Annotated in this window: 16 protein-coding genes; 3 read left to right on the top strand and 13 right to left on the bottom strand. The window is 73.4% G+C overall.

The genetic code is table 11. The features are described 5' to 3' along the window. Positions 1 to 223: 223 nt before the first annotated feature. Genes AB0K05_RS40680 through AB0K05_RS40670 form a run of 3 tightly spaced genes read left to right on the top strand, consistent with a single transcriptional unit; the run spans position 224 to position 3,956 of the window. Entirely contained in the window at positions 224 to 1,873 is a 1,650-nt protein-coding gene (locus AB0K05_RS40680; protein WP_364236631.1) for a condensation domain-containing protein, read from the top strand. Between the two features lie 5 nt (positions 1,874 to 1,878). Next, positions 1,879 to 2,784, top strand: a complete 906-nt coding sequence (locus AB0K05_RS40675) for an LPD16 domain-containing protein (protein WP_364236628.1) — start codon at positions 1,879 to 1,881, stop codon at positions 2,782 to 2,784. 5 nt (positions 2,785 to 2,789) lie between these two features. Further along, on the top strand, positions 2,790 to 3,956 hold the full coding sequence (locus tag AB0K05_RS40670) for a cysteine desulfurase family protein (RefSeq protein WP_364236625.1): 1,167 nt from the start codon (positions 2,790 to 2,792) through the stop codon (positions 3,954 to 3,956). A gap of 45 nt (positions 3,957 to 4,001) precedes the next feature. Here AB0K05_RS40670 and AB0K05_RS40665 read toward each other — a convergent pair whose 3' ends face one another. From AB0K05_RS40665 to AB0K05_RS40605, 13 genes are read right to left on the bottom strand one after another with little or no spacing between them, the layout of a single operon-like run. After that, positions 4,002 to 5,006 (bottom strand): hypothetical protein, encoded by a 1,005-nt coding sequence (locus tag AB0K05_RS40665; protein WP_148030036.1) that lies wholly within the window; start codon positions 5,004 to 5,006, stop codon positions 4,002 to 4,004. 15 nt (positions 5,007 to 5,021) lie between these two features. Beyond that, positions 5,022 to 5,900 (bottom strand): glucose-1-phosphate thymidylyltransferase RfbA, encoded by an 879-nt coding sequence (gene rfbA / locus AB0K05_RS40660; RefSeq protein ID WP_364236620.1) that lies wholly within the window; start codon positions 5,898 to 5,900, stop codon positions 5,022 to 5,024. A gap of 22 nt (positions 5,901 to 5,922) precedes the next feature. Continuing rightward, positions 5,923 to 7,074, bottom strand: coding sequence for an ABC transporter permease (locus AB0K05_RS40655; protein ID WP_364236617.1), 1,152 nt, complete (start codon positions 7,072 to 7,074; stop codon positions 5,923 to 5,925). After that, positions 7,071 to 8,243 (bottom strand): ABC transporter permease, encoded by a 1,173-nt coding sequence (locus AB0K05_RS40650; protein ID WP_271280389.1) that lies wholly within the window; start codon positions 8,241 to 8,243, stop codon positions 7,071 to 7,073. Before AB0K05_RS40650 ends, AB0K05_RS40655 begins: the two co-directional genes overlap by 4 nt. A 14-nt stretch (positions 8,244 to 8,257) precedes the next feature. Next, positions 8,258 to 9,196: an ABC transporter ATP-binding protein gene (locus AB0K05_RS40645; RefSeq protein ID WP_271280388.1), complete on the bottom strand. Its 939-nt coding sequence runs from the start codon at positions 9,194 to 9,196 to the stop codon at positions 8,258 to 8,260. Continuing rightward, complete coding sequence (locus tag AB0K05_RS40640) at positions 9,193 to 10,221, bottom strand: right-handed parallel beta-helix repeat-containing protein (protein ID WP_271280387.1); 1,029 nt, start codon at positions 10,219 to 10,221, stop codon at positions 9,193 to 9,195. The genes AB0K05_RS40645 and AB0K05_RS40640 overlap by 4 nt, the downstream gene beginning before the upstream one ends. Further along, positions 10,218 to 10,745 carry a 4'-phosphopantetheinyl transferase superfamily protein gene (locus tag AB0K05_RS40635; protein ID WP_345483254.1) on the bottom strand — a complete coding sequence of 176 codons (528 nt, stop codon included), beginning with the start codon at positions 10,743 to 10,745 and terminating at the stop codon, positions 10,218 to 10,220. Before AB0K05_RS40635 ends, AB0K05_RS40640 begins: the two co-directional genes overlap by 4 nt. Next, positions 10,742 to 11,542: an alpha/beta hydrolase gene (locus AB0K05_RS40630; protein WP_261808376.1), complete on the bottom strand. Its 801-nt coding sequence runs from the start codon at positions 11,540 to 11,542 to the stop codon at positions 10,742 to 10,744. Before AB0K05_RS40630 ends, AB0K05_RS40635 begins: the two co-directional genes overlap by 4 nt. Before the next feature lie 35 nt (positions 11,543 to 11,577). After that, positions 11,578 to 12,435 carry an ester cyclase gene (locus AB0K05_RS40625; protein ID WP_271279720.1) on the bottom strand — a complete coding sequence of 286 codons (858 nt, stop codon included), beginning with the start codon at positions 12,433 to 12,435 and terminating at the stop codon, positions 11,578 to 11,580. Further along, on the bottom strand, positions 12,428 to 12,958 hold the full coding sequence (locus tag AB0K05_RS40620) for a phosphopantetheinyl transferase (protein WP_271279721.1): 531 nt from the start codon (positions 12,956 to 12,958) through the stop codon (positions 12,428 to 12,430). The genes AB0K05_RS40625 and AB0K05_RS40620 overlap by 8 nt, the downstream gene beginning before the upstream one ends. Next, on the bottom strand, positions 12,955 to 13,863 hold the full coding sequence (locus tag AB0K05_RS40615) for an ACP S-malonyltransferase (RefSeq protein ID WP_148030029.1): 909 nt from the start codon (positions 13,861 to 13,863) through the stop codon (positions 12,955 to 12,957). Before AB0K05_RS40615 ends, AB0K05_RS40620 begins: the two co-directional genes overlap by 4 nt. Positions 13,864 to 13,877: 14 nt before the next feature. Further along, positions 13,878 to 14,747 (bottom strand): alpha/beta fold hydrolase, encoded by an 870-nt coding sequence (locus AB0K05_RS40610; RefSeq protein WP_148030028.1) that lies wholly within the window; start codon positions 14,745 to 14,747, stop codon positions 13,878 to 13,880. After that, positions 14,744 to 15,982, bottom strand: coding sequence for an FAD-dependent oxidoreductase (locus AB0K05_RS40605; RefSeq protein ID WP_148030027.1), 1,239 nt, complete (start codon positions 15,980 to 15,982; stop codon positions 14,744 to 14,746). The genes AB0K05_RS40610 and AB0K05_RS40605 overlap by 4 nt, the downstream gene beginning before the upstream one ends.

Here is a 15,982-nt window from a genome sequence, read left to right as displayed (position 1 = left end):
TGCTCGTATCGATTCTCGACGTCTCACGCGGCACCGGTCAAGGCGGCGGGCCGGCCCGCCACTGGCAGGTAGTGGCGGTCTGTTCCGGCCAGTGGCGACGGGTTGTCATACGCGTCCCGGCGGCGAATTCTCAATCATGTCGGCCTGTCCCTCACATGCGCGGCGGTGGAGGTCCCAATTGTCCGCTGTCAAGTCCGCGAACCTCTGCTGGGGGCATCGCTACATGTGGCTGAGGATTCACCAGCTGCCGCCCCGGCACCAGCCCGAGTCGCACATCCTGCTGCGCTTCTCCATACCGCCGAGCCTCACGGTGGCCCACTGCCGGGCGATGCTCACCTCCCTGACCCGCCGGCACGAGGCGCTGCGCACCACCTTCCACGCCGACGGCGGCCCGCGGCAGCGGGTGCACGCCCCCGGCCCCTGGCCCATCGTCCAGGCGAGCGTGGAGCGGGACGGCACGCCCAGCCCGGCCGAGGTGGTCGAGGACCTGACGGGCAGGCCGTTCGACCTGGCCGCCGAGTGGCCGATCCGCGCCTGCGTCATCACCTCCGGGGGTGCTCCCAAGCAGGTCGTCGTGGTCTTCAACCACCTGGCCGTCGACATGTGGACGCTGGAGAGGATCGAGCAGGAGCTGTGGGCGCAGGCGCAGGGCATCGCCTCCCGCCGCCCCGCCTCCCTGCCGCCGGTGCGGCACCAGCCCGCGGACCTGGCCCGCTGGGAGGCGTCGGCCGAGGCCGCCGCCCTGGCCGCCGAGGCGCTGGCGTACTGGGAGAAGCAGGTAGCGCTGCTCCCCGCCGACCCGTTCGCCACCCGCCGCACGCCGGAGCCGCCAGAAGAGGCCCGCTACGCGACGCCGACTTCGCCTTCGGCCGCCCGGCACGCGCCGCAGGAGGCTCGGCACGCGACGTTGACGTCGCCGTCGCTGTTGGAGGCCGGGCGGCGGATCGCCATCCGGCACAAGGTGTGGCCGTCGGCGGTGCACCTGGCCGCTCACACCGCCCTGCTGGCCGCCTACACCGGCCAGGGCGCGGTCGGGCAGCTCGCCTTCGCGGGCAACCGCGGGTCGCACGCCTACCAGGACGTGCTGACCTGCATGTTCTCCCCGATGCTGCTGCGGGTGGACTGCTCCGACGACCCGCCGTTCAGCGAGCTGGTGCGGCGGGTGGCCGCCGAGAGCGAGCAGGCCGCCCGACACGCGTACGTGCCCTATGACGAGGTCGTCGAGTTGGTGTCCCGCGAGGGCTCCCGGCGCGGCGTGCCGGTACGGCTGGGCTCGGAGGTCAACTTCCTCAACCAGCGCACCCTGGTCTACAAGGGCAGGCGCACCACGTTCACCTGGAACCGGGCGCCGGAGGCGTGGTCGCACTACGGCGCGGACACGTACATGCGGATCGACGAGTGGCGCGACGCGGTCGTGCTCGCGCTCCAGGCGGCATCCTCGATCATGGACGCGGCCGCCGTGGAGGCGTTCCTGCGCGGCCACGAGGCCCTGGTGCTCGCCCACGACGACCCGTCCACCGACCTGCGCGTCAGCGAGGTGGCCGCGCTGGCCGGCTTCACCCCGCCCAGCGCGTCACCGTACGCAACCGGGCCGGCCACCGAGGTGTCTCCTGAGGCAGTGGCGGAGCTGGTGCGGGCGGTGTCCGAGGTGCACGGGCTCGGCCGCGTCGACCCGTCGGACAGCTACGTCCTCGCCGGGGGCCGAGTCCTGCGAGCGCCCGAGGTGCTGGCCCGCCTCCGCGAACACGGCTGGGCGGGCCTGACGCCGCGCGCGCTGGCCGAGCCCACGCCCCTGGCGACTCTGGCCGGCCTGCTGGCCCCGGTACGCCCCGCCGAGCCCTTACTCCCGACCCACCAGAAACTCGGAGTGTAAAGATCATGGGTAACGTTCTCAGCGACCGGGTGACCAAGACTCACCGGCTCGTGGCATCAGAACAGGAGCTCCGCGAGGCGATCGGCCACGAACTGGCTGGCCAGGACCTCGGCGAGCCGGTCATCATGGGCGGCCACTTCATGCTCTTCGAGGACGACGCCACCGGCCGCCTCGTCCCCGGCGTCATCGAGGAGCAGCACGACGAGACCATGCGCCGCCGCGTCGCCGGCCGCGTGGGGATCTTCCCCGGCTACACCTGGCGCCTCGCGGCGGACCTGGCCAGGCCCTACGTCGAGTCCGGCGTCGGAGCCCGGCTGCTGCTGCTGATCAACGACTGGCAGTACGTGCCCAGGACGGGCCGTCCGGCCTCCGAGCTGCGCGCGGAGTTCTTCGAGGGGTTCACCGAGCTGCCCGCCGGATACCGCGACGACCTGGCCGCCGCGGGCCTGTCCGAGGACCTCGTCCTGCCCAGCCGCAAGCACCCGCTCGCCTTCCCCGAGACCTGGCTGAAGTACCGCTTCCAGAAGGCGGCCGACAAGTTCGTCAAGCAGGGCCTGCTGGAGAAGCGGTTCCTCGGCGCCGACGAGCCGGAGGAGGGCGTCCGGGACACCGAGGTGGCGTTCGTCGACGCCGACGGCAACTACCGCACGCTGATCAGCTGCGGCGTGACCGGCTGCGCCGGCGAGATCACCGAGATGATCGCCGAGGTGCACCGGGCCGGTCACCGCACGATCCTGATCTTCGCGCCGGGTGAGTGCCTGATGCCGGTGCAGACCGGCGTGGAGATCGCGCTGAGCCTGTACGGCCTGCGCGGCATGCGGGTGGTCATCGCCGACCCCGGCGGCAGCGGTGAGATGTCCGAGGACGAGATCTACGGCAACCTCGTCTCGGTCAGCACCTTCAGGAGCTGATCATCATGAAGGTCATCTACCTGGACAACTGCGCCACGACCCGTGTCGACGACGAGGTGGTCGACGCGATGCTGCCCTTCCTGCGGGAGGACTTCGGCAACCCGTCGTCCCCGCACCTGCTGGGCAAGCGCGCCCGCCGGGCCGTGAACGGCGCCACCGAGTCGGTGGCCCGGCTCATCGGCGCGGACCCCGCGGACCTCGTGTTCACCTCCGGCGCGACCGAGAGCAACAACCTCGCGCTGCTCGGCATGTTCGGCCACGAGGACCGCGCCCCGGTCAACGCCGCCGTCTGCCCCACCGACCACAAGTCCTCGCTGTCGATCGGCCGCGCGCTGGCCGGGCGCGGCCTGGACGTCAGGACGATGCGGGTGCGCCCGGACGGCCGGGTCGACCTCGGCCACCTGGCGGGCCTGCTCGACCCGTTCTCCCGGGTGGCCACCGCCTCCTGGGTCAACAGCGAGATCGGCACCGTCCAGCCCGTCCGTTCGATGGCCGCGCTCTGCCACGAGGCCGGCGCCATGCTGCACGTGGACGGCGCCCAGGCGGCGGGCCGGATCCCGGTCGACGTCCGTGAGGCCGGGATCGACACCATGTCGATGTCGGGGCACAAGATCCGCGGTCCCAAGGGCGTCGGCGCGCTGTACGTGCGCCCGGAGATCCGGCACCGGCTGCGGCCCGTGCTGTTCGGCGGCGGGCAGTACGCGCTGCGCAGCGGCACGATCCCGACCCACCTCGTGGTGGGCATGGGCAAGGCGTGCGAGCTGGCGTCGGCCGGGATGGCCGCCGGGACGCGGCGGGTGCGCGAGCTGCGCGCGACCGCGCTGGAGATGCTCATGACCGGCTTCCCCGGCGTCCGTGTGAACGGCGACCCGGACGGCGGCGTCCCCCACGTGCTGAACGTCGTGCTGCCCGGCGTGCGCGGCGAGAGCCTGGTGTCGAGCCTGCGCTCGGTGGCGCTGTCGACCGGTTCGGCGTGCAACTCCGGCTCCCAGGAGCCGTCCCACGTCCTGACGGCCATCGGCCTGGACGCGGAGGACGCCAACAGCTCCGTGCGGATCTGCCTGGATTCCCGGCTGCCCGCCGAGGACCTAGTACGGGGCCTCGAACTGGTCCTGGAGCGGGCCCGCGCGCTCGCCGACGTGGTCGTGGCGCTGGACGGGCCCCGCAGGTAGGAAGAGGCCGTCCGCCGCGTTCCCGGGAACGCGGCGGACGGGACGTCAACCGGCGGCCCCGAGGTATCTCCTGGCGGCCTGCACCCCGGCCTGGAACCTGCTGGTCGCATCCAGGTCGCGCATCAGCGAGGCGATGTGCCTGCGGCAGCTGCGCACCGACATGCCGAGCTTCCTGGCCACGACCTCGTCGGTGTAGCCCTTGGCCATCAGCGCGGCGATGGCCTGCTGGAGGTCGTCGGCCACGTTGGCGTAGCCGACCTCGACGCCCTCCAGCGGGGTGGCGGTCTCCCACAGGTGGTTGAAGAGGTCCAGCAGGAACTGCGCGATGCCGTGGTTGTGCACCCGGGCGACGCTCGCCTCCCCGTCGTCCTCCACGCCGAACATGACGACCAGCGCCCGGTCGAAGACGACCGCCGACCTGGGGACGTGGCTGACGGTGAAGACCGCCGCGCCGGCGTCCGTCAGCCGCTTCAGCAGCATCCGGGTGGACACGTCGGCCCGGTTGCGGTGCTGGCAGATGAGGCGCACCGTCACCCCTCTGGCCAGCAGCGTCAGATACATCTGTGACAGGTCCTCGACGTCGCCGCCACCGGCCTGCATCGCCAGCACCTCGTCGCGGCAGGCGTCGCCGGCCGTCTTCAGGAAGCCGCGCACCTCCATGGCCCCCACGAGATACTCCACCGCGCCGGCCGCCGAACCTCGGCCGGCGCCGGCGTACTCCGACTGCAACGCCCCCATCCGCTCGCGGATCTGGTCGATCAGCTCGCGGCGCTGGTAGATCTCCCGCTCCACCGAGGAAACCAGGGAGGCGGCGGCCAGCTCGGGGTCCACCGGCACGAACCGTACGCCCTCGCTGTCGTCGACCCTGAGCAGCCGGCTCTCCACCAGGTTCGCCACCGCCTCGCGCACGTCGCGGACGGTCAAGCCGAGATCTTCCGCGGCCACCTCGACGGCCTCGATCACGCCCTTGCGGGAGGCGTAGCGGTACACGTCGGTCACCAGATCGCCGAAGGCGGGCGATCTGCCCGGGAACAATGTCGTCACACTCATCGATCGGTCTTCCTCTCACCTGTTCATGAACTGCTCGGCCACCGAGATGACGTACTGGCCGTAGGTGGACTTCTCGAGTTCGACGCCGAGCCGATGACAGGCCTCGGCGTCGATGTAGCCCATACGGAGAGCGATCTCCTCCAGGCACGCGATGCGCACTCCCTGCCGGCGTTCCAGTAGCTGGACGTACTGGCCCGCCTGCAGCAGCGAGTCGGGGGTCCCGGCGTCGAGCCAGGCGAAGCCGCGGCCGAGGTCGACCAGCTTCGCCCTCCCCTGTTCCAGGTAGGCGCGGTTGACGTCGGTGATCTCCAGCTCGCCGCGCGCCGACGGGGTGAGGTTCTTGGCGATGTCCACGACATCGCCGTCATAGAGGTAGAGGCCGACGATCGCCCGGTTGGACCTGGGCCGCTCCGGCTTCTCCTCGATGGACAGCAGCCGGCCGCCGGCGTCGGTCTCGGCGATCCCGTACCGGTGCGGGTCGTGTACCGGGTAGCCGAACAGCACGCAGCCGTCGACGGCGCGGCACTCCTCGCGCAGCAGCTCCTGGAAGTTGTAGCCGTGGAAGACGTTGTCGCCGAGGATGAGCGCGACCGGCTCGCCGCCCAGGTGGTCGGCGCCGAGCACGAGCGCCTCGGCGATCCCGTTGGGCTCCGCCTGCTCGGCGTAGGTGAGGCGGAGGCCGAGCCGGGAGCCGTCGCCGAGGAGCCGGCGGACCTGCGGCAGGTCCTGCGGCGTGGAGATCAGCAGGATGTCGCGGATCCCGGCCAGCATCAGCACCGACAGCGGGAAGTAGATCAGCGGCTTGTCGTTGACGGGCAGGAGCTGCTTGGAGACCGCCAGCGTCGCGGGCAGCAGCCGCGTGCCGCGCCCCCCGGCGAGCAGTATCCCCTTCATGCGAACCATCCCCTCCCGGCGTTCAGGTGACCCGGGTGCGCCGGTCGAACAGGACCAGGGAGCCGCCCAGCAGCAGGACGGCCATCCCGGCGAGCACGGCCACCTCGGTCAGGACCGCGCCGAGCCCGGTGCCCGGCCGGGTGAGCGTGAGCAGCGCGTCCATGCCCCAGGCGTGCGGGAAGGCGTGGCCGATGGCGTTGATGACCTCGCCCGAGGCCTCGCGCGGCCACAGGCAGCCGCCCAGCATGCCCAGCACGACGCCGAGCGGCGGGCCGATCGCGGGCGCCTGGTCGGGCGAGCGCAGCAGCGTGCCCACCAGGATCGCGGCGCCGGTGGCGACCAGCGCGAACACGCCCACGACGACGGCCACGGCGAGCGGGTCGCCCCACGAGACGCCGAACGCCAGCGAGCTCACCACCATGATCAGCACGGCCTGGGCGGCGGCCACCAGGAACCTGCTCACCGCCTCGCCGAACAGCACCGACCGCTGCCGCACGGGGGCGGTGAGCGCCCGCTGCAGCATGCCCAGCCTGCGGCTCTCCACCAGCGCCGCGGCGACCGCCATGGAGTTGATGAAGGTGAACAGCAGCAGGTTGGCCGGGGCGGTGTAGGCGAAGCCGCGCGGGTCGCCGCCGGTCGTGGCGGAGTCGTTCACCGAGACCCGGCCGGCCTCGGCCTGGGCCTGCCGCACGTACTCGGCGGCCTCGGTCTCGGTGGCGCCCGCGGCGGTCGCCGCCCTGGTGGCCTCCAGCACGGCGGCCACCCGGCTCACCGAGACGTCCACCGCGCCGCGCGCGGCCATCCCGCTGCCGTTGGTCCCGGTCATGACCAGCTCCAGCCGGGTCGAGCCGGAGGGGACGACCAGGCCCGCCGCCAGCGATCCCTCCCGTACGCCGGAGCGCAGGTCGGCGGCGTCGTCCATGGGGATCACCGTCAGGTCCGGATGGCGGCGCAGCTCGGCCAGCACGGCGGTGGTGACCGGGTCCGAGCCCTCGGCGACGACGCCGACGGGCAGCCGGTCGGAGCCGGCGGTGCCACCGCCGAGCGCCATCCCGACGAACGCGATGGACACGAACGGCATGATCACCATGAAGAACAGGCCGACCCGGTCGCGCGTGAGGCGTCGCAGGTTGGCGGCCACGAGCGCCGCCACCGGCCGCGGGCGTCCGCTCATAGCAGCAGTCCCTTCCTGAAGCCGGCGACGGCCGTCCCGCCCGCCGCCAGCGCGATGGCGCACAGCACGCCGATCGGGCCGGCCACCGCGCCGACGGAACCCGCCGCGCCCGCGCCCGCCAGCTCGGTCAGCGCCGTGGAGGTCCAGCCGTTCGGGGTGAGCAGCGCCACCGCGCGCAGCGGCTCGGGAAGGTCGTAGAGCGGGACCAGGCTGCCGCCGAAGAACGCCGCCACGAACGAGACGACCATGATCACCCCGTCGGCCTGCGCGTCGGTCCGCACCCGGCTGGCCACCAGCATGGTGATCGCGGCGGCGGCCAGCACGTGCGCGACCAGCACCGCGAACACCGCGACCGGATCCCCCCAGGTGGTGCCGAAGATGAGTGTGGAGGAGGCCCAGCAGACGCAGACGCTGACCACGCCCAGCCCGAACCCGACGACTCCCTTGCCGGCGACCGGCACCCACGCCGCGACCGGACCGGCCCGTATCCGGTCCAGGGTGCCGAGCTTGCGCTCGGTGAGCAGGCCGCGGAACGAGGCGCCCACCACGAAGAAGGCGAACAGCGCCGCCATGCCGGAGCCGTAGTAGACCGACAGATCCACCTTGCCGCCGGAGAGCGGGTCCTCGGCCAGGGTGAGCGCGGGACCCGCGGCCCCGTTCCGCTCCACCAGCTCCTTGACCCGCTCGCCGGGCACTCCGGCGAGCAGGACCGCGTGCACGGCGAGGGTCCTGGCGTCCACCACCGCCGAGATCCGGTCCACGACGGCGCCCGCGACCACCCCGGCCAGCGGCGACTCCGGCGAGGTGAGCACCGCGACGTCGCCGCCGCGCCCGGCCCCCACGCTCTGGCTGAACCCGGCGGGGAACACGATGGCCGAGCCGATCTCCCCGGCGTCCAGCGCCCGCCGCGCCTGCTCCTCGCCGGGCAGGTCGCGCAGGGTCACCGCCCCCTTCAGCTCCTCCGAGGCCAGCACCTCGCGGCGCACGGAGGCGGGGAACTCGCCGCGGTCCAGGTCCACGAAGCCGACGGTGGCGCGCAGCGGCGGATCGTCGCCGCCGAGCGCCAGGCCGAACAGGGTGGCCAGCGTCACCGGCACGATCACCGCGATGACGATCGCGGTGCCGTCGCGCAGCCGGGTGCGCAGTTCGAGTGCGCTCACCGTGAGCATCGCCCGCCACATGGTCAGTCCCGTAAGGAGGTGCCGGTGAGGTGCAGGAAGGTCGCCTCGAGGTCGGGCTCGATGACCTGGGTGGCGGTGACGGTGGCGCTGCCCTCCACGGCGGAGATCAGCGCGGGCAGCAGGTATCTGCCGCCCTCGGCGATCAGCCGTACGGACTCGGCGCCGGTCCTGGCCGCCTCGATGACGCCTTCGACGGTGCGGAGCTTGGCGTAGGCCGCCTCCACGTCCCCGTCGAGCACCAACTCGATCTTGTCGGCGCTGCCGACCATGGCGATCAGCTCGCGCCTGGTGCCCTCGGCGATGATCCGGCCGTGGTCGATGATCGCCACCCGGTCGCAGACCCGCTCGACCTCCTCCATGTAGTGGGAGGTGTAGAGCAGCGACATGCCGTCGCCGACCAGGAGTTCCAGGCCGTCGAGGATCGCCTTGCGGCTCTGCGGGTCCACCCCCACGGTCGGCTCGTCCAGGATCAGCACGTCGGGGCGGTGCAGGAGGGCGGCGCCGATGTTGATCCGCCGCCGCATCCCGCCGGAGTAGGTGTCCAGCCTGCCGTCGGCCCGGTCGGACAGCCCGATCAGGTCGAGCACCTCCTCGATCCGGGCGGCGAGCCCGCGCCGGGCCAGGCCGAACAGCCTGCCGAAGAAGCGCAGGTTCTCGCGGCCGGTCAGCTCCGGGTACAGGGCGATCTCCTGCGGGACGTAGCCGATCCTCGCCTTGGCGCGCCTCGGGTCGGCCGCCAGGTCCGTGCCGCCGACCAGGACGGTGCCGGCGTCGGGGCGCAGCAGGCCGACGAGCATGGAGATCGTCGTGGTCTTGCCGGCGCCGTTCGGGCCGAGCAGGCCGTAGGCCTGGCCCGGCGCTATCGAGAAGCCGACGTCCTCGACCGCCGTCACGTCCCCGTACCTCTTGCGCAGGCCCTCGCAGGCCAGCGTGGCCGTCACCGCGGGCCCCAGCCCTCGGCGGCGGTCAGCCCGGGCGGCTCGCCCTTGTCGGCGACGTTCCCGGCGAACACCTGCCGCGCCAGGTCGGTGCCGAGCTGGTGGTCGAGCGGGCTGTTGCCGGTGATCCGGTTCCACAGCACGTGGTTGTCCAGGGCGTCGTCGCCGCCCCACTCCTTGGAGGAGCCCATCACGAAACCCGCCCCCATCACGGACTCCCCGCTGGGGTGGTTGTCGTGGATGTGGTTGTCGACGACGCTGACCCGGTGGGTGCCGATCAGCGCCAGGCCGACGCCGGAGATCGGCGGCCCCGCCGCGCCGAGGCCGTCCGGCTCCACGCCGGCGGCCAGGTCGTTGCCGTACAGGTCGTTGCCGGCGACCAGGCAGTCGCGCACGCCTCCCTCCGGCTCGCCCTCGTAGACCTGGTTGAGCAGCAGCACGCCGATCGCGTTGCCGTGGCAGGAGTTGCGCACCACCCGCGCGCCGGAGGAGTTGTCGACGAAGATGCCGAAGGCGTTGGCGAAGGTCTCGTTGCCGTCGAGCAGCGCGCCGGAGCGGGGGCAGAAGCTGAGGGCGACGCCGCCGTACTGGCTGCCCGAGGCCCGGCAGCCGGTCACCGCGCAGCCGCTCGACTCGCGCAGGTAGACGCCCCACACGGCGTTGTCCTCGGCGGTCACCTCGTGGACGGTCACGCCGGAGACGGTGTGGGCGTAGATCCCCGCCCCGGAGAAGCCGCGCACGGACAGCTTCTCCACCCGCACGTCGGCGACGCCCTCGCCGTGCACGGTCACGCCGCTGACCACGTCGTCGCCCGCGTCGTGCAACCTGGGCACGCCGACCGGCCCGCCCTCGCCGGGCGCCAGCACGGTCCGGCCGGCCCCGGCCCCGGTCAGGGTCACCCCCGGGTGCCTGATCCACACGTGCTGCCGGTGGACGCCCTCCGCCAGCGAGATCCGCGCCCCCGGGCCCGCCTCGTCCAGCGCCCGCTGGATCGACTCCCCGGGCCGTACCGTCATCGTCCGCGTCATCCCACGCTCCCGTCCACGAACACGATCGCCAGCGATACGAACAGGCCGTCGCCGCTCCCCCAGCGGGCGGCCCCGGCCACGATCCCGCCGTCGCCGCTCCGCCGTCGGGCCGCACCCGCCGCGGTCCCGGCGAGGGTTCGGCCCGCGCCGTCCGGGGCTGGGCGCAGCCGCGCCAGGGCGGCCCGGCCGCTCGCGCCCCGGACCGTGTACGCCGCGCCTCCGGTCAGCCGCAGCCCGGTCGAGGCGGCCAGTTCGCCGGCCGCCTCCTCCAGCAGGGAGGCGCTCCAGCCGGACGGCGGGCGGGCCTCGGCCTCGAAGTCGTGCCAGGTGAACCCGGGAGGCCGGCTGCCCACGGCCTTGATGAGGCTCTCCTTGACGGAGAACGCGGCCGGTCCGGGCCCCAGCGCGCGCTCGGCGGCGGTGGTGAGCCGGCGGGCGAACACGTCCCCGCCCCGGCGGGCCGCGCGGGCGATCCGGTCGACCTCCACGATGTCCACGCCCATGAGGGCGGCGCCGGCGCTCACGCCAACGCCCCGGAACAGCGGTCCGCGAAGGGCATCAGCGCGGCGGTGTACTCGTCGGCGCGCTCGACCATCGGGATGTGCCCGCAGTCCTCCACGAGCAGGATCTCGTTGCCCGGGTAGCCGGCCAGCACCTCCAGCCACGGATCCACGGGCGTCATCCTGTCGTGCCTGCCCCAGAGGTACATGGCCGGGCAGGACACGCGGTCCAGCGCCGCCCGCACCCGGTACCCGCGGGTGGCCTTGAGGCTGCGGGCCATGCTCACCATGGACTCGGGCCGCCGCAGCATGTCGCCGACCTCCGCCATGCGGTCGTCGGAGAACAGGCTGCGCCCGCCGTGGAACAGCGCGGCCACCATGCGCTCGCCGAACTCGTCGCCGAACGGCCGCACGCTCCCCCGCCGGTCGAAGCTGAGGCCGACGTCAGGGTCGGCGGTGAGGCCGGGCGCGCCGCTGACCACGATGCCGAGCACCCGGTCGGGGCGGCGGCCCGCCAGGTCGATGGCGACCAGGCCGCCCAGCGAGTTGGCGCACAGGATGATCTCGCCGGCCCCCGCCTCGTCGCAGGCGCGCAGCAGTGCGTCGCCGAGCCGCTCGATCGAGCCGGCGACCCGGCGGTCGAGCGCGCAGATAGCCTCGTTCGTACGCAGCACCGGCAGGCCGGCCCGCTCCAGGTGGCGGTAGGGGTGCTCCCAGATCCAGCCTCCCGCGAACAGCGCGGACATGAACACCACGGCGGGCCTGGGGCTGTCGCCGAGCCGGTGCTCGGCGGTGAAGTCCATCATCGAGGCTCCGGTCACTTCCGTCTCCACATGGTTCGCAGGGGGCTCGGGCATCACAGCGTGGCGGCGTCCTCCGGGGTCCACCCGCACGCGCACGCCGCGCCTTCGCGGGTCGCGACGACGGCGGCGCAGCTTGGGCAGCGGGCGTAGTCCCGCGCGGAGGCGGGGTACCAGACGCTGGTGTGCACGCGGGTGCACAGGCCGCTCCTGAAGAAGCGGCGCATGGCCCGCTGGTGCGGCCGGGCGTGCACCGCGCGCAGCGACTCCGGCCGGTCGAAGGCGCTCAGCGTGAACTTGCGGTCGCCGGCGTCGAAGGTGGCCGCCCCGAGGAAGCCGCGCGACGCCCGCAGCGACTTGACGATCTCCACGCTGAGCAGGTCCACGTCGGCGGCCTCCGCGTCGTCGCGGATCTCCAGCCAGGTCAGCACCAGCGCGCCGGGGCGCTCGGTGCGGCCCGTGGGAACCCTGGCGCTCATGCCGTACTGGCGGGTCTCGTCAGCGGCCGGTACGAATCGCGCCGCGTAACCGAGCGCCTCGGCGAGCGCGAGCCTGTCGTAGCTCCTGCGGACGTGCGCGCCGTCGTGGTCGAGCGTCACCAGGTCGGTGCCGGACACCGTGACGGTCCCGTTCGTCGCCGGCATCCCCAGGTACGCCCCGCGATGATCGGCCCGCAACGTCCAGAAGACGGCGACCTCGTCCTCCCCGCCCACCATCCGCTCCACGAGGAACCGCTGACCGGCGAACCGCCCCAGCACCCGCGCCGCGTACCCGGCCAGCCCGTCACCGCTCAGCACGCCCCCCGAGTCGGGATCGGCATAGGACGCCACCGTGGCCGCCACCGCCGCCGGATCCCCCGCGCTCCAGGCCGCCAGCTGCGCCTCCACGACCTTCCGCACCTCCACGTCACCCACGCGCCCCTCCCCACTCCAGAAGGCGGGAGGAGAAAGGCACGACGCCCTCCACCACCCCACCCCGGCGGTCCTCCTCCGCTCCACCCCGCTCCGTCGAGCCGCGCACCACGCGGCGGTCGTCCTCCGGGAGGTGGGGGGAGGAGAGGGCGACGGCCAGGGCGTGGCTGCCGGTGTGGCTGATGGAGACGCGGATGCCGCGGGGGTCGGTCCGCCGGGCAAGGTCGGCGTGCAGGTGGACGGCCGGGGGGTGGCCGTCCAGGCAGGTCGCGCCGGCCTGGCAGGCCGGGGTGGGCAGGGGCAGGATCTCGACCTGGCCGAGGTGGGTCGCGGTCGGCGGCAGGCCGAGGAGCCGCAGCACCGCCCGCTTGCCGGCCAGCCGCCCGGCCCAGTGGTCCAGGGTGCGCCCCGACGACCGCACCCGCTCGGCGGAGGTGAAGACGTCCTCGACCCGCATCCCGTCGAGCAGCTCCACCGGCCGCCTGAGCCCGGCGTAGCCGACCGCCGCGCCGCCCCAGCGCTTCACGCCGCCACCTCCCTGGCCAGGCGGCGCAGGGTGCCGGGATCGGCCATGCTCAGGCAGCGCGCCCCTGCCCGGCGGGACAGCCCGGCCAGGACCTTGCTGTCGCCGACCTCCACCCCGGGCGCGACCGCGTCGACCGCGCCGACCGTACGGGTCCACAAGACCCTGCCGGTGAGCTGCGCCACCAGCGCCCGGCGGAGCGCGCCGAGGTCCGTGGTGGGCTCGCCGGTGACGTTCGGCACGACGGGGACGCGGGGCTCCCGCATCGGGGCCGCGTCCACCGCCGCCGCCCAGCCGGGCACCGCGCCGGCCATGAGCGGGGAGTGGTAGGCGCCCCCCACCTTGAGCGGCACGATCTTGGTGGCGTCGGTGGCGAGCTTCTCCAGCCGGTCCAGAGCCGGGACCGCACCGGAGACGACCACATGACCGGGCGCGTTCTCCAGTCCCACCACGACGGGCTCCCCCGGCGCCGCGGCCGCCGACGCCAGCTCCTCCACCCGCTCCGCGGACAGCCCCATCACCGCGCGCATACCGCCCGCGATCCGCCCGGCACCGGCCATGAGCCGGGCGCGCGTCTCCACCAGGCGTACGGTCCCGGCCAGGTCGAGCACGCCCGCCGCGTGCAGAGCGGTCAGCTCGCCCACGCTGTGCCCGGCCACGACCGCGGGCTCGTACCCCTCTTCCGTCAGCACGGCCAGGGCGGCGAGGTTGCAGGCGGTCACCGCCACCTGGGCGTGCTCGGTCGACACCAGCCGGTCGAGCGGGCCGCGCGCGCACAGCGGCGAGATCGGCCGCGACAGCAGCGCGTCGACCTCGTCCAGCCGGTCGCGGGCCACCGGCCTGCGGCGCAGCCACGCCCCCATGCCGACCCGTACGGTGCCCTGGCCGGGGAAGAGATAGCCGAACATGAAGTGAGCTCCATTCACAGGCGGCGGCGCGGCCGGCGCTCCTCGTGGGCCGGCCGCTCGGTACCGAGGAAGCCGAGCAGCAGCTTGTTGACCTGGTCGGGGGCGTCGAGGGGCAGCCAGTGCCCGGCGTCCTCGATCCGTTCGTAGCGCCAGGGCCCCTTGACGAACTTGCCGGAGGCGGCCATGCCCTCCTCCAGCAGCGCCTTGTCGCCCGCGCCCCAGATGCCCAGGGCCGGCGCGAGCACCGGCGGGAAGCGGCGGGTGATCCGCAGCTCGGAGGCGGGCGAGCGGTTGGCGCGGTACCAGTTGAGCCCGGCGGTCAGCGCGCCCGGCCTGGCCAGGTCGCGCAGGTAGCGGTCGTGGTCGCCGTCCCTGCCCATGATCTCCTTGAACAGCCGCCAGCCGTTGCGGCGCAGCAGCTCCTCGCTCACGCCGGGGAACTGGTAGAAGAGCATGTACCAGGAGGCCGCCCGCTGCTCGATCGACGGCGTGGCGAAGACGCCGGGGTGACCGACCGACAGGGCCACCAGGTGGTCGATCCTGCGCGGCATGAGGAAGGCGTACATCCAGGCGATGGCCGCGCCCCAGTCGTGGCCGACGAGGTGCGGCCGTCTCACGCCGAGCTCCATCGTCAGCGCCACGACGTCGTTGACGATGGTCTGCATCCCGTACGCCTCGACCTCCTGCGGCTTGCCGGAGTCGCCGAAGCCGCGCAGGTCGGGCGCGATGACCCGGAAGCCGCCTTCGACCAGCGCGGGGATCTGGTTGCGCCACAGGTAGGAGGAATCGGGGAAGCCGTGCAGCAGCACGACAGGAGGGCCCTCGCCCTCGTCGACGTAGGCGAGGTCGACGCCGTTGACGTGGACCGTCTTCTTCTCCATCATGCCGTCTCCCTGAACAACCGCTCAGCGAAGAACTCGCTGAAGCCGAACTCGGGCACCTCTTCGGGGGCGACCATGTTGAGCAGTCCCGTCACCTGCGCGGCGAAGTTCCTGGCCATCAGCCGGCGCACCCGGCGCCTGCGCTCGACGGCGGCGGGCCCGAACTCGACGTGCAGCCTGCTGATGATGGAGGCGCCGAAGTCCAGCCGCTCCAGGCGGAACTCCCGCTCCTCGACGTACGGCGCGAAGGCGGCAGGCGACCAGTCGGCCGAGCCGAGCAGGATGTCGCAGACGGTCCTGGAGTCGCGCAGCGCGCAGGACAGGCCGGTGCCGAGCACGGTGTCGGCGTTGCCGGCCTCGTCGCCGATCAGCACCACGCCCTCGGTCAGCGGCGGCCCCTCGGGGACGCTGGACACCGACGGCCACACCGACAACGGCCCGGCGGGCGTGGCCGCGGTCACCGCCTTGCCGTGGTCGGGCAGGCACTTGAGCTCGTACGCGGCCAGGAACCGGTCCACGCCGCCGGGCCCCCGGTAGCGGTGCTTGTTCACGGTGGGGAAGTTGAGATAGAGGCGGGCCCGGCCGTAACCCTGCGGGAAGACCATGAACATGACGTCGCCCTCGGTGCCCATGGCCTGCACGTCGGGCGGCCAGCCGTCCATGCCCTCGACCATCATGCCGCCGCCCCAGTGGTGCATGGAGTTGCGCATCGTGATGCCCACCTGGCGGCCGACCGTGCAGCCCCGGCCGGTCGCGCCGAGCACGATCCGGGGGCGCAGCTCACGCGGGCCCAGCGGCGTGCCGTACGAGACGACCGGGCGCGGCCCCGGCGTGACCGTGATCTTGGCGGCCGCCATCTCCAGCCGGGCGCCGGCGGCCACGGCCTGCTCCGACATCAGCTCGCACACGGCGTGGTGCGGGAAGGCCATCGGGCCGCCGAAGCCGGGGATGAAACCGGTCATGTCCACGGCCTCGACCTCGTCGTCGGCGACCGCCTCGTCCCAGGTCATCCACTCGCGGATCTCCCAGCCGCCGCCGTCCCAGAAGCAGTCCTCCACGCCCAGGCGGCGGGCCTCCCTGATGCCCCACGGCGCCAGCCACTCGCCGCGCACCAGGTCCTTGTAGGCCTCCTGCTTCTCCAGCACCACCACGGACAGGCCGCCCGCCGCCAGCTTGCAGGCCGCGGACGCTCCGGCGATGCCGCCGCCCACGATGACGACGTCGGGCTGCTCGGACAC

This window comes from Nonomuraea sp. NPDC049486, from assembly GCF_040676925.1.
Taxonomy (GTDB): domain Bacteria; phylum Actinomycetota; class Actinomycetes; order Streptosporangiales; family Streptosporangiaceae; genus Nonomuraea; species Nonomuraea ferruginea.
This window is presented reverse-complemented; position numbering and strand designations above follow the sequence as displayed.